The organism is Oceanisphaera arctica (assembly GCF_002936955.1).
GTDB lineage: Bacteria > Pseudomonadota > Gammaproteobacteria > Enterobacterales > Aeromonadaceae > Oceanimonas > Oceanimonas arctica.
On record NZ_MPZM01000011.1, the window covers coordinates 15,152 to 30,818 of the forward strand.

The 15,667-nt window shown below is 51.2% G+C and carries 14 protein-coding genes; 3 read left to right on the forward strand and 11 right to left on the reverse strand.

What is annotated here, in order from left to right; all coding sequences use genetic code 11:
* Positions 1 to 297 precede the first annotated feature (297 nt).
* The 3 genes from repC to UN63_RS07010 are packed head-to-tail and all read right to left on the reverse strand — an operon-like array spanning position 298 to position 2,195.
* Positions 298 to 1,149 carry a replication protein C, IncQ-type gene (gene repC, locus UN63_RS07000; protein WP_104486060.1) on the reverse strand — a complete coding sequence of 284 codons (852 nt, stop codon included), beginning with the start codon at positions 1,147 to 1,149 and terminating at the stop codon, positions 298 to 300.
* The gene (locus UN63_RS07005; RefSeq protein ID WP_104486061.1) at positions 1,136 to 1,963 is read right to left on the reverse strand and encodes a helicase RepA family protein; all 828 of its coding nucleotides are present in this window, start codon (positions 1,961 to 1,963) and stop codon (positions 1,136 to 1,138) included. Before UN63_RS07005 ends, repC begins: the two co-directional genes overlap by 14 nt.
* A gap of 1 nt (position 1,964) precedes the next feature.
* Positions 1,965 to 2,195, reverse strand: a complete 231-nt coding sequence (locus UN63_RS07010; protein ID WP_104486062.1) for a helix-turn-helix transcriptional regulator — start codon at positions 2,193 to 2,195, stop codon at positions 1,965 to 1,967.
* 66 nt (positions 2,196 to 2,261) lie between these two features.
* On the opposite strand from UN63_RS07010, the gene UN63_RS07015 reads away from it, so the two are divergent.
* Positions 2,262 to 3,287: a LuxR family transcriptional regulator gene (locus UN63_RS07015; protein WP_104486063.1), complete on the forward strand. Its 1,026-nt coding sequence runs from the start codon at positions 2,262 to 2,264 to the stop codon at positions 3,285 to 3,287.
* 211 nt (positions 3,288 to 3,498) lie between these two features.
* On the opposite strand, the gene UN63_RS07020 is transcribed toward UN63_RS07015, so the two are convergent.
* The 5 genes from UN63_RS07020 to guaB form a co-directional block, all read right to left on the reverse strand.
* Positions 3,499 to 4,038, reverse strand: a complete 540-nt coding sequence (locus tag UN63_RS07020) for a hypothetical protein (RefSeq protein WP_219821085.1) — start codon at positions 4,036 to 4,038, stop codon at positions 3,499 to 3,501.
* A complete protein-coding gene (locus UN63_RS07025; protein ID WP_104486065.1) occupies positions 4,010 to 5,194 on the reverse strand; it encodes a hypothetical protein in 1,185 nt (394 codons plus the stop codon). Before UN63_RS07025 ends, UN63_RS07020 begins: the two co-directional genes overlap by 29 nt.
* Positions 5,195 to 5,402: 208 nt before the next feature.
* Positions 5,403 to 6,590: a tyrosine-type recombinase/integrase gene (locus UN63_RS07030; RefSeq protein WP_104486117.1), complete on the reverse strand. Its 1,188-nt coding sequence runs from the start codon at positions 6,588 to 6,590 to the stop codon at positions 5,403 to 5,405.
* Positions 6,591 to 6,883: 293 nt separating this feature from the next.
* Positions 6,884 to 8,461, reverse strand: a complete 1,578-nt coding sequence (gene guaA / locus UN63_RS07035; RefSeq protein WP_104486066.1) for a glutamine-hydrolyzing GMP synthase — start codon at positions 8,459 to 8,461, stop codon at positions 6,884 to 6,886.
* Between the two features lie 93 nt (positions 8,462 to 8,554).
* On the reverse strand, positions 8,555 to 10,018 hold the full coding sequence (gene guaB, locus UN63_RS07040) for an IMP dehydrogenase (protein WP_104486118.1): 1,464 nt from the start codon (positions 10,016 to 10,018) through the stop codon (positions 8,555 to 8,557).
* A gap of 158 nt (positions 10,019 to 10,176) precedes the next feature.
* Here guaB and xseA point away from each other — a divergent pair, with 158 nt between their 5' ends.
* Both xseA and UN63_RS07050 read left to right on the forward strand, forming a co-directional pair.
* Positions 10,177 to 11,529, forward strand: coding sequence for an exodeoxyribonuclease VII large subunit (gene xseA, locus UN63_RS07045; protein WP_104486067.1), 1,353 nt, complete (start codon positions 10,177 to 10,179; stop codon positions 11,527 to 11,529).
* A gap of 108 nt (positions 11,530 to 11,637) precedes the next feature.
* Positions 11,638 to 12,138 (forward strand): aminoacyl-tRNA deacylase, encoded by a 501-nt coding sequence (locus tag UN63_RS07050; protein ID WP_104486068.1) that lies wholly within the window; start codon positions 11,638 to 11,640, stop codon positions 12,136 to 12,138.
* Between the two features lie 134 nt (positions 12,139 to 12,272).
* Here UN63_RS07050 and sucD read toward each other — a convergent pair whose 3' ends face one another.
* From sucD to odhB, 3 genes are all read right to left on the reverse strand, one after another.
* Entirely contained in the window at positions 12,273 to 13,145 is an 873-nt protein-coding gene (gene sucD / locus UN63_RS07055; RefSeq protein ID WP_104486069.1) for a succinate--CoA ligase subunit alpha, read from the reverse strand.
* A 4-nt stretch (positions 13,146 to 13,149) separates the two neighbouring features.
* Positions 13,150 to 14,316 carry an ADP-forming succinate--CoA ligase subunit beta gene (sucC, locus tag UN63_RS07060; RefSeq protein WP_104486070.1) on the reverse strand — a complete coding sequence of 389 codons (1,167 nt, stop codon included), beginning with the start codon at positions 14,314 to 14,316 and terminating at the stop codon, positions 13,150 to 13,152.
* Positions 14,317 to 14,434: 118 nt separating this feature from the next.
* The gene (odhB, locus tag UN63_RS07065) at positions 14,435 to 15,649 is read right to left on the reverse strand and encodes a 2-oxoglutarate dehydrogenase complex dihydrolipoyllysine-residue succinyltransferase (RefSeq protein WP_104486071.1); all 1,215 of its coding nucleotides are present in this window, start codon (positions 15,647 to 15,649) and stop codon (positions 14,435 to 14,437) included.
* Between the last annotated feature and the right edge of the window lie 18 nt (positions 15,650 to 15,667).

Sequence of the window (15,667 nt, forward strand, 5' to 3'; positions counted from 1 at the left end):
CATCCACTCGTGAATAATTGCAGCACTGTTATGTGAGCTGTGGTTTTAATGCCCTTCTCTTGGCGTTAAGCCGTAGGCCGATTGATAAAGTCCGTTAGGACTTTAATTGGTAAAGATGAAGGCGCCCACTAGGGCGCTGAAAGCTGCGCCTAGTAGATGATCTTAGATAGATCATAGATGGATTTTTTAGCCAATCGCTGTAAGCCTTTAGTAGCAAGGCTTACAGCGATTTTTAGCCTACCTAAAATGTGACGGTTATCATGGCGTTTGTGACCGTTAACGTGGGCTTTGTGACTGTTAACGTGGGGATAATACCAATATCGTGGCCCGAGTTATCTCGTACTTGCCTCGTGCATACTCGGTTATAGTCCAACCTAATGCTTCTATTTCCGGCAACGTCGCACGCACCCTTTGACGGCGTTTACGCATAGCTACTTCGTTAGCTTCTTCTGGCCACGCATAGCTACACAGTGTATCCAAAGTCACTTTTCCACGCTTATTAGGAGCAATCCAGCCACATAGTCGCTGATGCAGCAGACGAGCGGTGTCACTCTTTAACGCCCGCACCTCTTCCATACTAATGTGGATATGTTGTCCCCCGCATATAACCGCTTGGGCAATTAGCGGATTTAAAGCAACGAACAACCGCCCCTTGGTATCGTCGCTTGCATAATCGGCTAACAGACGAAAGCCTTGTCTCTTACGTCCATTCTGCGCAATGATTGAGACCTTCCACAGCCGCTCGATACAATCTCTGATCGGCTTAGTATCATCAATATTGGCATAGCCTACCTCTCGGGCAAGCGCACGGTAACTTCCCTTCACCACCATGGCGTTAGCATCCGTAGCTTCCCACCTTGGTTCTAGTAACAGCCGCAATTGCTGACCGCTCTCAGTTTTTGCATCAGGACCCAGCATCAGACCACTTGGCCCAGCCATGGCAATCAGCCCTTGTAGAATACGTAGATCATCTGCCCCTAGCGGCTCAGGACCACTAAATTCGATATACTTACCGTCACCATATTTATAGATAACGTCGAGCTTACTATGCTTACGTTCGCCCCGTTTGAGAGCACGGAACAAACCAGGGGCTAAGCAATGAGTCGGATCATGTCTAACGTGTGTCAGCTCGTACTTAGACTTCTTCACGCAGCTTCCCTTTAGCCTTACGCAGCGGCTCCAAAACCGCGGGCTTCAACACTCCGCCCTCTTGGCGTCTGAACCAACGTTCTTGAAAAGGGGCACCGTAATTTACCTTACTGACTCCATATCGAACGAAGTAACCACGCTGGCTATCATCAACGCCCCAGTCTCTGGCCTCGGACTGCGTCATACCGGATAAGTAAGATTGCCACCGAATATTATCGACAAGCACAGATGAACCGCGGCTAGCCTGTTGCTGATCGACGCCGCCCATCATGACCGTGCCTTTACTGGCATGATGCAAGAACACGATAGAACAACCCGTATCGGCAGCTATGGCTTCCATACAGCCAATAACTTGAGCCATGGGGCCACTGGCGTTCTCTTCTTCAAGATGAAACCTGCGTAAAGTGTCCAATACCATTAGGCGTCGCCCCTGGGCTGCTCGTTTTAAATAGTCGAACCAATCTTTATTTATGATATTGGGGCATTTGCCGATCAGTGGGTCTATCAGTAAAGCGTCAGCCACTATTTGCTGCTGTTCCGCTTTTAGATAAGTCCCTAAAGCATGCAAGCGATGATGAATGGCCACAGGTGGATCTTCTGCTGGCAAATATATTACTGGTCCAGTAGGCAGATCGCCGATGCCCAGTAGATCAGGCCCTCCTGCTATTTGCGTAGCAAGCTGTAGAGCAAGCATTGATTTTCCCGCTCCCCCTGGCGATACCAGTGCGCCCACCGTGCCAGCAACCATATTGGGCAGAACGTAATCAATGGGTGACGGTTTTTCAGTGAAAGCCGCCATAAGATCGAGAGCCATATTAATAGCCTCTTATGTAGCCAGGACGAGCAGCTCGAATACCTGACAATTTTCGTGACTCTATCCATTCCTCAACTTCGGTTAAATACCACACAACGTTACGGCTGGTTAAGGCAATGCGCTTCGGGAATTCTCCTCGTTGCTCAAGATTGTAAATCGTACGCTCGCACAGCGGAATTATCGCCAGCAAGGTCCTTTTATTGATAAGTGTCTTGTTTGTTATTGCTTTCATGGTTGACCTCCCATACTGATGAGTGCTGTATGGTGCCGGTTAATTCAACTTGCTTGAGCAGAGCTTTTGGACTATAAAGTTGACATGGAAAATAAAGTTAAAAAAAAATCCGCCCTGCCCAACGTAACTATATGGGAAAGCTGCGATGCATCTATCTCTATAGCTATAGAGGAATTTAGCGAGCAATCAGCACCCTATTCTACCTTTTCACGGCGCTATCCTATTTTGCGCTTGATAAAGGAAGTGATCGATCCTGCTGTGGTCGCTTATATGAAAACTCTTCCAGGCGACTATATGGGCTTTGTTCCAGGCGCGGGCAGAGAGATGCGGTACAGTGAAGTAACTCGATTGTTGGGCTTTGATATTATGGTGCGCGTACAACGCCAGTTGCTACGACACTTTTTAAAGACGAGAGATAAACATACCTCTAGAGATAAGTGCTTTATAGCGACGCTCGAATCCTTAGCCGACTTAATTTTTTTCTGCATGTATAAGCAGCCAAAAAATTCAACAGCCGCAGCTGATATCAATCTAAACACGCAACGTAGACAGGGTTTCTGCGAATTCTGTGGGAACTTAACGGAGCTCTCATCCTTCATTGAGACACTGATGACTGGAAAGCCCAATAACATAGAGCTTACTGAGGAAATAAAATTTGAGTTAAGCCACAAGTACTGTACTGAGCATAGGCCCCAGTTAATGAGTGGCGAGTGGAATCCAGCTTACAAACAAGCAAAACGTTCACTAACACAGTTTAATGTCGAATTAAGGCGTCTTAGCCTTCAATGTGCTCTGCGAGCAATACCGAATGCTCAGTCAGGAGATCAGCTGGTCGACGCTTATTTTTTCCAATACATGTTAAGCCAAACTTTATCTCCATCCGATAAAGCCGAGTTACGTAATCTAGCGCGGCTAATGGTAGACTCCAAACTATCAGACAATAAGAAAAAAATGCTGGTACTCCAGAAATTTGGATTCAGTCAATATGAGATCGGTCAGAAACTGCTAAGTAGAAAACAGCTGCCAATGACGCGCCAAGCAGTGTCTAAAGCACTATCAGCTATTCGCAAGCCGTTCCTGTTATCTGGTTAGAAAAGTATTTAGATAATTTTTTAGCCATGACAATTAACATACATGTTAAAAACACGCCAGCATTTTTAAACATTGTAGGTAGACCATATTATTAAAGACTGCTAAACATTTAATTTAAAAACCAAAACCATAGTTACATTAAAACAACATCAGAATAAAAAGTAAGCTTTAAATTATTTAGATAATTAAAAGGGGCAAACACCCCTTAAAATTACATTTGATCTTCAATTTTACGATCATTAAGTTTAGTATGAAAATCATTAATGAACATTACATTACTAACAATCACCTTACCAATACTAGTTATTTGAAGATAACTTAAGAAGAATATAACAGCAAAGCCAAAAGGTTTTATATATTTTACATTCTGCGCATAAAACTCTAAACCGCTAAAAGCAGTCTTAATTACAAAAAACAAAACAATACCAATAATCACCACTGCCGAAGTAACGATAATACCTACCAGCATTTCAATTCTTCTAGCGTCTTGTTCACCCGCAATATATTCCACACTCCCTGGTTTCACTATCGCTGTAATCGCATTAGGATAAATGTATGCTAGCCAAATACCTACAATTGTAAATATCATAGCTGAAGCATTTTTCAATATATCTATAAGATCTTTTAGATTTTCATAAACTAAAAAACTCTGAATTTTATAGCTAAACCAAAATATAACGGCTAAAAAAATAAAATTTAAAAATATTTTCACTGACATAGATCTATGCTTTTTCCGACTGTAGCTTTTCATATTCGACTACCTCTTCAGCCTCAATTTCTTCCTCAACACTTACTTCAGATTTTTTTGTAGTAATTTTATTAATTAGTCGTTTTCGTTGAGCATTAATAGCTACTAAGATTTGTTCAGCTGTATAAACCTCACTATCTACTTTAGTAATATTGAGCTCATCTCTTAGAACAAATTCATCAAGCCAAATAGTGGTCTCACTTCGCCCACCAACTTTTAAACCAATATTATTCCAAATAGAGTCTTCATCGTGCTCTTCAGTATATTTTTCAATCAGACTTGTTAATTCCTCGCCATTAGGTGATGCGTCAACAATCACTTCGATATGGCGTTCCGACTTCAAAGGCGGAGCTTTAATACCCATTGCAGGGCCAATAACATCGCAAATTTTTGCCCATGAAGGGCGACTATCGTCTATCTTTGCTGAAATTGTATCTCTATACACGATTTGAGTTACGTCTTTAGCAAGTTCAACATAGTTCAAAGATGAACTAGCCTTCTTGTAAAGCTGAGTTCTCATCTTAAACTTTGCGTGGAATATTTTATCTTTTTCATCTTTATATTCAAAGGTAAAAGACTTTATCTTAATCTCTCTTCCAGATAATGGATGAGTCATCATTCTTTCTGAGAATTTCTTATTGGGAAAATCACCTCGGAAGTCTACAAAAGCTTTGATATAATGTCCCAAAGAGTCTGTATCCGCAATTGAGTTGGCAAACTTTATAGATGCCACTTTATTCTCTTCTGGAATAATCCAGTAGTAACACGGCTGCCCCCAAATAACCTCTTTACCCGGCTCCCCAGCACTAGTAATGACTTCATTGAAAGCATCACTACCGACATCACTGCTTGCATAAGCTCCATGAACATTACCACTGCTATCACCCACTGCTTTCCACAATACCAATACCGTATCATTAGTAATAGAGTCAACCTTATAACTTCGGCAGTACATCTTAGTTCTTCTTTTATTCGTATCTACATCCCAAGGGATTGTATTTACAAGCATTTTCCCCTCAAGCCACATTACTAGGGACGCAACTACATCAGGGATTGTCCCGTCTATATGCTCTGGATTCTTACCTTGTCTTAATCGATAGAAACCAAACTCTTTGAGATCGAAGTAGGTTATAGATGCTTTTATCATCACATTAGGCATAATTAGCTCATAATTGAAATTATTATTTCCCATAAATATACACGCAAAACTATGTACTATCTATAAATAATTATAATGTAAATATCTAACAAATAATAAATCTTCACCTAGAAATTACAACAAACTATTTTATTACTGAGTGCTCAGGCTCATTGGATAGCATTTACAAACAATTAGAACATATCAATTAATTACTATAATTTAATAATTAAATTGTCCATCCATCAACCATATCCGCCCAGTCTTGCAACATAGCTGTACGCTGCTCACGGTATTCCGCTTTGTTGTACACCGCCCTGACGCCCTTTTGTTCGTGTGCCAGGCATTTCTCAATCCAATCGGTGTTATAACCAGCTTCATGCAGTAAGGTGCTGGAAGTACGACGCAAGTCATGGGGCCCAAATTTAGCAAGGGGCTTACCATCCTTCTGTGCCGCTTGGTATGTCAGATTCAAAACTCGATTAAGCGTGGCATTACTCATACACGCATCAGGACTGTATCGAGAAGGCAGTACATAGTTTGAACTACCCGCAAACGTTTTTAAGGCTATGAAAAACTCCATCACTTGTTGGGATAGAAAGACTACATGTGGATTACGTCGTTTCATTCGTTCTTTGGGAATTGTCCATACTGCTTCACTAAAATTAACCTCGTCCCAAGTGGCCTTAGTCAGCTCACTTTTACGAACCATAGTTAACAGCAATAATTTCACCGCGATTCTTGTTATTGGCGTGGTGCCTACTCGCTCTAAATAGTGGTACATCAAACCTATTTCTTCTGGCGTTAAAGTGCGATCACGCGGCTCAAACTTGGCGATAGAATTTGGTCGTACCTGTAAGGCAGGGTTTTCAACCTTTTGTCCTCGTTCAATAGCCCAGCGAAACACTTGCAGCACAATATCGCGGGCATGCACTGCGGTAGCGGGTGCTCCTCGCGCCACGATGGCGTCAGTTAAGGCCCGCAAGTCTTCAGCGGTAATTTCCATTAACTTGTGGTTGCCAAATTTTGGCATCAGCTCTCGCATATAGACTGATCGACGCATGTCTCGCGTGGAGTCAGCCATTTGATAACCAAGCAGCCACCGATCTCCCCAGGCACCAAACGTCTCAACGTCTTTAACTCTCGCTTTTTTTCTGGCTTTTTCTTTAGCGGGAGACTTACCTTCTATCACCATTTTTTTCGCTTCGTTTAGCTTTTCTCGTGCTTCAGCAAGCGTAATACCAGCCGCACCATAGCGGCCAAAGGTAATGGTTTCTTGTCGGCCGTGGATAGCATAGTTGTAGCGAAATGAAATAGTGCCCGCCGGAGTAACCGCTACGTAGAGGCCATCGCGGTCATTTACCTTAAAAAGTTTGTCTTTGGGTTTGAGGTTACGCAGCTTGGTATCAGTCAACATAAAGCGTCTTTCCTTGTAGGTTTTAATACCATGCATGAATTGAAACTTTAACTTTAAAATCATGTAGTTACACAACTTTAGTGCCATGACAAACGAGATAACACTGCATGGTATTAGGGCTCATCAAATGGCATTGATAAGGGATAATACCAACTTTAATACCACACACAAACTGTGCTTGGCGTTGCTAAACTTTGCCTGATAGTGCTTAACCAAAAAACAAAAAAGCCCATGTAAACATGGGCTTATGAGTCATTTTTGCTAGTTGATGCTAGCTAGTACCTAATGTGAGATCATTCCCACTCGATGGTGGCTGGCGGTTTACCGGATATATCGTAAACCACGCGGCTGATGCCATCGACTTCGTTGATGATGCGGTTAGACACATGACCCAGGAAATCGTACGGCAGGTGCGCCCAATGCGCGGTCATAAAATCGACCGTTTCTACCGCACGCAACGAGACTACCCAGTCGTATTTACGGGCATCGCCCATTACGCCCACGGAGCGTACCGGCAGGAACACGGTGAAGGCCTGGCTGACCTTGTTGTACAGGTCGTGCTTGTGCAGCTCTTCAATGAAGATGGCATCGGCCCGACGCAGCAGGTCGCAATATTCCTTCTTCACTTCGCCCAGCACGCGCACACCCAGACCCGGCCCCGGGAACGGATGACGATAGAGCATGTCGTAAGGCAGACCCAGCTCCAGACCCACCCGGCGGACTTCGTCCTTGAACAGCTCTTTCAGCGGCTCAACCAGCTTCATTTCCATGTCGTCCGGCAGGCCACCCACGTTGTGGTGTGACTTGATCACATGAGCCTTGCCGGTGGCAGAGCCGGCAGACTCGATCACGTCCGGATAAATGGTGCCTTGGGCCAGCCATTTAACGTCCTTGATCTTGCCCGCTTCTTCGTCGAACACTTCGATGAAGACGCGACCGATGATCTTGCGCTTGGCTTCCGGGTCATTTTCACCGGCCATGGCGTCCAGGAAACGGTGTTCGGCATTCACGTGCACTATGTTCAGGCCGAAGTGATCGCCAAACATGTCCATAACCTGCTCGGCTTCGTTCAAGCGCAGCAGGCCGTTGTCCACGAACACACAGGTCAGCTGCGGGCCAATGGCACGGTGCAGCAGCATGGCGGTCACGGAAGAGTCAACACCACCAGACAGACCCAGCAGCACCTTGTCGCTGCCTACCTGCTCGCGGATACGGGCAACCGCATCGTCGATGATGGTCGCAGGGGTCCACAGTGCATCACAGCCGCAGATGGTGCGAATGAAATGCTCCAGCATACGCGCGCCCTGACGGGTGTGGGTTACTTCCGGGTGGAACTGCACGCCGTAGAAATGACGGGTCTCGTCCGCCATGGCGGCAAAGGGGCAGCTGCCGGTCTGAGCAACCTTGTGGAAACCTTCGGGCAGGGCCACAACCTTGTCACCGTGACTCATCCACACATCCAGCAAGGAGTTACCATCGGTGTCGAGGGCGTCTTCGATGTTGGCGAACAGGGCGCAGTCGGCAACCCGCTGCACCTGGGCGTAACCGAATTCACGCTCGTTGGAGCCGGATACGGCACCGCCCAGCTGCTGGGCCATGGTCTGCATGCCGTAACAGATGCCAAATACCGGCACACCGGCGTTGAACACGTATTCCGGTGCGCGTGGGCTGCCGGCTTCGGTGACCGACTCGGGTCCCCCGGACAAGATAATGCCATTCGGATTGAAGTCACGGATCTGGGCTTCGGTGACGTCCCAGGCCCACAGCTCGCAATAAACGCCCAGCTCCCGAACCCGGCGGGCAATCAGCTGAGTGTACTGAGAGCCGAAATCCAGGATCAAGATCCGGTTATCATGAATATTTTTGGTCATCGTCTTCCTACTCGTTACAAAGACCGCCTGTGGGGGGCCAGACGGCAATAGAAAAACGGGGGGAACCAGCCCCCCGTCTACTGCGTTTCGGGATCAACCCAACCGGTAGTTGGGTGCTTCCTTGGTAATGGTCACGTCGTGCACGTGTGATTCCTGGATGCCCGCGCCGGATATCTTAACAAATTCTGCCTTGGTGCGCAGGTCATCAATGGTCGCACTGCCGGTCAGACCCATGGCACTGCGCAGACCCCCCATCTGCTGATGGATAATGGCCTTGAGCATGCCCTTGTAGGGTACCCGGCCTTCGATGCCTTCCGGTACCAGCTTGTCGGCGGCGTTGTCGGTCTGGAAGTAGCGGTCGCTTGAGCCCTTGCTCATGGCGCCCAGGGATCCCATGCCGCGGTAAGACTTGAAGGAACGGCCCTGGAACAGCTCGATTTCACCGGGAGATTCTTCGGTACCGGCAAACATGGAGCCCATCATCACGCAGTTGGCACCGGCGGCCAGCGCCTTGGCGATGTCACCGGAGAAGCGGATACCGCCATCGGCGATCACCGGAATATCCAGCGCCTTGAGCGCTTCAACCGCATTGGCCACGGCGGTGATCTGGGGCACACCACAACCGGTCACGATACGAGTGGTACAGATGGAGCCGGGGCCGATGCCCACCTTGACCGCGCTCACGCCGGCTTCGGCCAGGGCCAGGGCACCGGCGGCGGTGGCCACGTTACCGCCAATAATCGGCAGGTTCGGGAAAGCGGCACGGGTTTCGCGAATACGTTGCAGCACGCCTTCGGAATGACCGTGAGAGGAATCGATCAGCAGTACGTCGAGGCCCGCATCAACCAGCGCCTGAATGCGCTCTTCGTTGCCCGGTGCCGCACCGACTGCCGCGCCCACACGCAGGCGGCCCCGCTCGTCTTTACAGGCGTTGGGCTTGCTTTCGGCTTTCTGGAAGTCTTTGGCACTGATCATGCCGGTCAGCTGGCCGTTGGAGCCAACCACCAGCACTTTTTCGATACGATGCTGCTGCATCAGGGCTTCAACCTGGTCACGGGAGTCACCGGCCTTCACGGTAACCAGACGAGATTTATCGGTCATCACCTCGCTTACCAGCTTGCTCATGTCCTGTACGAAACGAACATCACGACCGGTAATGATGCCTGACAGCTCCCCCTCGGCACTCACCACCGGGTAACCGGCAAAACCATTCAGCAGGGTCAGTTCACGCACCTCGGCAATGGTCATGTCGGGGCGAACAGTGACCGGATCGGACACTACACCACTTTCGAATTTCTTGACCTTGCGAACCTGGGCGGCCTGGGCTTCAATCGACATGTTTTTGTGAATGAAGCCGATTCCCCCTTCCTGGGCCAGCGCGATCGCGAGATCGGCTTCGGTCACGGTGTCCATGGCGGCGGAAACAATGGGAATGTTAAGATGGATGTCCCGGGTCAGGCGGGTACGAAGATCCGCGGTGTTGGGAAGTACGGTGGAATGAGCTGGGACCAGCAGTACATCATCAAAGGTCAGGGCGTCTTGGGCAATCCTAAGCATCGCAATATTCACCATCAGTTGGGGGGAAAAATATTGCCGAAGAATTTTAGGCATCGGACCCCCTTCGGTAAAGCTATTTTTGTGATTTTGGCAAATTAAGCGCAAAATAGCCGGAAAACCGGCTTATTTTAATATAAAGATACTCATCAGGGGCCATTTTGCATCAGGATAAATTAACAGAGGTTTATACGGTCACCCGTCTTAACCGGCATGCGCGAATGCTGCTGGAAGGCGAGATGGGCGCGGTCACCCTGAGCGGGGAAATATCCAACCTCGCCACCCCCGGATCGGGCCACTGGTATTTTTCGCTGAAGGACAATCAGTCCCAGCTGCGCTGCGCCATGTTTCGCGGCAACAACCGCAACGTCGGCTTTCGGCCTAAAAATGGCGATCAGGTGCTTATCTTCGGCAAAGTGACGCTTTATGAACCGAGAGGCGACTACCAGCTGGTGGCGCAAACCATGTCCCCGGCCGGTGAAGGTTTGCTCAAACAGCAATTCGAGGCCCTCAAGCGCAACCTGGGCGATGAAGGCCTGTTCGACCAGGGTCGCAAGCGCCCGCTGCCCGAGCATCCGACCCGCATCGGCATCATCAGCTCCCCCACCGGGGCGGCGTTACACGACATTTTGACCGTGCTGGCCCGTCGAGCCCCCCATTTGCAGGTTATTCTCTATCCCAGTCAGGTACAGGGCGAGCCCGCAGCCATGCAGCTGGTGTCCGCCCTGGCCACCGCCAATCGCCGCGCCGAAACCGACGTGCTGATCCTGGCCCGCGGCGGCGGCTCGCTGGAAGACCTCTGGTGTTTCAACGACGAACGGCTGGTACGCGCCATCGCCGCATCACAGTTGCCGGTCGTCAGCGCCGTGGGTCACGAGGTGGATATCACCCTGAGCGACCTGGTGGCGGATCTACGGGCCCCTACTCCGTCCGCCGCCGCCGAGCTGATAAGCCGGGACGGCAGCGCCCAGCAGCAACAATATCAACAGTGGCAGCAGCGCTTGCAACAGGCACAGCGTCGCTACCTGTTGCAAAGCAGCAACCGGCTAACCCGCTTGAATGCTCGCCTGCAATTACAACATCCACGACAACAGCTGCAACAGCAGGCCCAGCGGCTGGACCAACTGCAGGCCCGACTGCAACGTGCCCTCCGCCAACGACTGGAGCAGGCTCAACAGCGCCTGAGCAATGGCCGGCTGAGCTTGCAACACCAACACCCGGCCCAACGACTGCAGAGCCGCCAGGCGTTGCTCAGCGGCCTTCAGCTGCGTCTGAACAGCCTGTTGAAAGCCCGACTCGACCACAGCGCCCACCGACTGGCCCTGGCCGGCTCCCGGCTCAACGCCATCAGTCCGCTGGCCACGCTCGCTCGTGGCTACAGTATCACCCAGCTGGACGCGCGAGTGATTACCGATGCCGGCCATCTGCAACCGGGCGACACCATACGCACCCGTCTGGCCCGGGGTGAAGTCATCAGCCAGGTGCTGGAAAGCCATGAGACGTCAGGGATCTGAATCAAAGCCCCATATGAGGCATTTCAAAGTCAACTTTAAGCAGGCGAGCTATACTGAAGGGGCAGCTAGAGAAGGCGGCCGATATGGCCTTGCCTTCGGGAGGTAGCTATGGGTATGTCAATAAAACTGAAACAATATCTGGATCAACATAATATTCCCTTTGAAACCGTGCACCACAGCTATGCGGAAGGCGCGACCCAAAGCGCTATCGCCAGCCGTGTTCCGCTCGCCCAGATGGCCAAGGCGGTTATTCTGGAGCGTGACGATGGCAAATCAGTCATGGCCGTGCTCCCTGCCGCCGACACCGTGGACTTTCAGCGCCTGAATTACCTGATTCACAGCGAGGTGCACCTGGCACCGGAACGCGTTCTGGTCCAGTGGTTCGCTGATTGTGATCCCGGCGCCATTCCCGCCCTCGGTGAGGCCTATGAGCTGGACACCCTGGTGGACGATGACGTGCTCGGCATGGCCGACATCTACATGGAAAGTGGTGACCACAGGGATTTGATCCACATGAAAGGCGACGACTTCCGCCGTCTGGCCAGTCGCTGGCAACACGGCCAGTTCAGCATCAAGCCCGATCCCTGGAGCCGCGTCGAACGGATGTGACACGAAACGTCAGTCGTGAGGCGTGAGGCGTGAGGCGTGAGGCGTGAAAATACGCGCAATAAAAAGGAGCCTTTCGGCTCCTTTTTTCTTTCTTCCAGCTTAAAGCTTATCGCTTAAAGCTGACAGCTTCGCTGTTACCAACCGGTTACTTCACGCAGTGCCTGACCGATATCGGCCAGGGAGCGTACGGTTTTGACACCGGCGTCCTGCAGGGCGGCAAACTTCTCGTCTGCGGTGCCCTTGCCACCGGAGATGATGGCGCCCGCATGGCCCATGCGCTTGCCCGGAGGCGCGGTTACACCGGCGATGTAAGACACCACCGGCTTGGTGACATGCTCCTTGATGTAGGCGGCGGCCTCTTCTTCGGCGGTACCACCGATTTCACCGATCATCACGATGGCTTCGGTTTCCGGATCTTTCTCGAACAACTCGAGAATGTCGATAAAGCTGGAGCCCGGAATCGGGTCACCACCAATGCCGATACAGCTGGACTGACCGAAACCTTCGTCTGTGGTCTGCTTGACCGCTTCGTAGGTCAGGGTGCCGGAGCGGGATACGATGCCCACCTTGCCCTTCTTGTGGATGTGGCCGGGCATGATGCCAATCTTGCACTCGTCGGGGGTGATCACGCCGGGGCAGTTGGGGCCAATCATGCGCACGCCGGTTTGTTCCAGCTTTACTTTCACGTCCAGCATATCCAGGGTCGGCACCCCTTCGGTGATGGTGACGATCAGCTCTATGCCTGCGTCGATGGCTTCCAGAATCGCATCTTTGCAGAAGGCCGCCGGTACATAAATCACGGTCGCGGTGGCGCCAGTCACTTCAACCGCTTCGCGCACGGTATTGAACACCGGCAGACCCAGATGTGTGGTGCCGCCCTTGCCGGGTGACACGCCGCCGACCATTCTGGTGCCGTATTCGATGGCCTGTTCGGAATGAAAAGTACCCTGGCCACCGGTGAAACCCTGACAAATCACCTTGGTGTTTTTGTTGATCAGAATGCTCATGCTGTTATTTCCCCTGTGCGGCGTTGACGACCCGAACGGCGGCGTCGGTCAGGCTGGTGGCGGCGATGATATTCAGGCCGGATTCGGCCAGCTTGGCGGTACCGGCTTCGGCATTGTTGCCTTCCAGACGCACCACCACAGGGACTTTGACGCCCACCTCTTTCACCGCACCGATAATGCCGTCGGCAATCATGTCGCAACGCACTATGCCGCCGAAGATGTTCACCAGCACCGCTTTCACATTGCTGTCGGAGAGAATAATCTTGAATGCTTCGGTTACCCGTTCCTTGGTGGCGCCGCCGCCTACGTCCAGGAAGTTGGCGGGTGAGCCGCCGTGCAGGTTGACGATGTCCATGGTGCCCATGGCCAGACCGGCACCATTTACCATGCAACCGATGTTGCCATCCAGAGCCACGTAGTTCAGCTCCCACTTGGCGGCGTGGGCTTCTCGAGCATCGTCCTGGGAGGGATCGTGCATATCACGCAGCTTGGGCTGGCGATAGAGGGCATTGGAGTCGATGTTGATCTTGCCGTCCAGGCACAGCAGGTCGCCGGCCTTGGTGATCACCAGAGGGTTTACTTCGAGCAGAGCAAAATCAAGGTCCAGGAACATCTGTCCCAGGCCGAGATAAATTTGGGTGAACTGTTTGACCTGGTTACCCTTGAGGCCCAGTTTGAATGCCAGTTCACGGCCTTGGTAAGCTTGCGGGCCTACCAGAGGATCGATGGCGGCCTTGTGGATCAGTTCCGGGGTCTCTTCGGCCACCTTCTCGATTTCCACACCACCTTCGGTCGATGCCATAAACACCACCCGACGGGTACCCCGGTCAACCACGGCACCCAGATACAGCTCTTTGTCGATATCGGTGCAGGACTCGACCAGTATCCTGGCAACCGGCTGACCTTTGGCATCGGTCTGATAGGTCACCAGGTTTTTACCCAGCCAGTGTTCTGCGAATTCTCGTATCTCTTCTTTGGTGTTAGCCAGCTTGACGCCACCGGCCTTACCGCGGCCTCCAGCGTGAACCTGACATTTCACCACCCACATACTACCGCCGATCTTGCTGGCGGCTTCCACTGCTTCCTGTGGATTGTCACATGCATAGCCTTCTGAAACGGGCAGACCGTATTCAGCAAACAATTTCTTTGCCTGATATTCATGCAAATTCATGTTGTATTTCCGTTGTTGTGTAGGGATTCAGAGTATATTTTTTTCCGTTATCTAATTGATATTCAGGTATAAAAAAAGGCCGGGCCGAAGCCCGACCTCATTATCGGTGTATATGGGTTTAAACGTCCAGCAATAAGCGGGTCGGATCTTCCAGCAGTTCCTTGATGGAAACCAGGAAGCTGACCGACTCACGTCCGTCGATGAGACGGTGATCGTAAGACAGTGCCAGATACATCATCGGCAGGATTTCGACCTTACCGTTAACAGCCATGGGGCGGTCCTGGATTTTGTGCATACCCAGAATAGCGCTCTGCGGCGGGTTGATGATGGGCGTCGACATCAGAGAACCGAACACACCACCGTTGGTGATGGTGAAGTTACCGCCGGTCATGTCGTCTACGGTCAGCTTGCCGTCACGACCCTTGATGGCCAGTTCCTTGATGCTCTTTTCGATGTCGGCCAGGCTCAGGCGATCACAGTCACGCAGCACAGGAGTTACCAGACCACGGGGGGTGGATACCGCTATGCTCACGTCGAAGTAGTTGTGATAGACAATATCGTCACCGTCGATCGACGCGTTCACTTCCGGGAAGCGCTTGAGCGACTCGACTACGGCTTTCACGTAGAAAGACATAAAGCCCAGACGAATACCGTGACGCTTCTCGAACACTTCCTGATACTGCTTGCGCAGGCTCATGATCGGACCCATGTTGACCTCGTTGAAGGTGGTCAGCATGGCGGTGGTGTTCTTGGCTTCGAGCAGACGCTCGGCTACACGCTTGCGCAGGCGGGTCATGGGCACCCGCTTCTCGGTACGCTCACCCAGCGGTACCACAGGGGCTTCGGCCTTGGCGGCAGGCGCCGCGGCTTTCTTGTCGCCACCCTTGATGAAGGCTTCCACATCTTCCTTGGTGATGCGGCCGCCCTTGCCGGAACCGGACAGCTTGGCCACGTCGATGCCGTGCTCGGCCACCAGGCGGCGAACCGCCGGGCTCAAGCTGTCATCGTCAGACTTGGCGTCGGCCTTGCTTTCTTCCTTGGCTTCACCATTGGTGGAAGAGGCAGCCTTTTCTTTGGTCGCTTCACCGGCCACGGCACCCTTCTTGAGCCTGCCGATCAGCTGCTGACCCAGCACGGTGGCGCCGGCGTCTTCGATAATGGCTTCCAGAATACCGGCTTCGGGCGCCGGTACTTCCAGTACCACTTTATCGGTTTCGATGTCGACGATCACTTCGTCGCGTTCAACCCGGTCACCCGGCTGTTTGTGCCAGGTGGCGATAGTGGCATCGGCGACGGACTCTGGTAAGTCGGGAACCTTGATTTCGATGGTCATCAATATGTCCTTTGTGCG

Bases quoted from the DNA above. Each gene is read 5' to 3' on its own strand.
- UN63_RS07005 (WP_104486061.1), bottom strand. From the start codon at position 1,963: ATGGCTCTCGATCTTATGGCGGCTTTCACTGAAAAACCGTCACCCATT.
- UN63_RS07010 (WP_104486062.1), bottom strand. From the start codon at position 2,195: ATGAAAGCAATAACAAACAAGACACTTATCAATAAAAGGACCTTGCTG.
- UN63_RS07020 (WP_219821085.1), bottom strand. From the start codon at position 4,038: ATGAAAAGCTACAGTCGGAAAAAGCATAGATCTATGTCAGTGAAAATA.
- UN63_RS07025 (WP_104486065.1), bottom strand. From the start codon at position 5,194: ATGCCTAATGTGATGATAAAAGCATCTATAACCTACTTCGATCTCAAA.
- UN63_RS07030 (WP_104486117.1), bottom strand. From the start codon at position 6,590: ATGTTGACTGATACCAAGCTGCGTAACCTCAAACCCAAAGACAAACTT.
- guaA (WP_104486066.1), bottom strand. From the start codon at position 8,461: ATGACCAAAAATATTCATGATAACCGGATCTTGATCCTGGATTTCGGC.
- guaB (WP_104486118.1), bottom strand. From the start codon at position 10,018: ATGCTTAGGATTGCCCAAGACGCCCTGACCTTTGATGATGTACTGCTG.
- UN63_RS07050 (WP_104486068.1), top strand. From the start codon at position 11,638: ATGGGTATGTCAATAAAACTGAAACAATATCTGGATCAACATAATATT.
- sucD (WP_104486069.1), bottom strand. From the start codon at position 13,145: ATGAGCATTCTGATCAACAAAAACACCAAGGTGATTTGTCAGGGTTTC.
- sucC (WP_104486070.1), bottom strand. From the start codon at position 14,316: ATGAATTTGCATGAATATCAGGCAAAGAAATTGTTTGCTGAATACGGT.
- odhB (WP_104486071.1), bottom strand. From the start codon at position 15,649: ATGACCATCGAAATCAAGGTTCCCGACTTACCAGAGTCCGTCGCCGAT.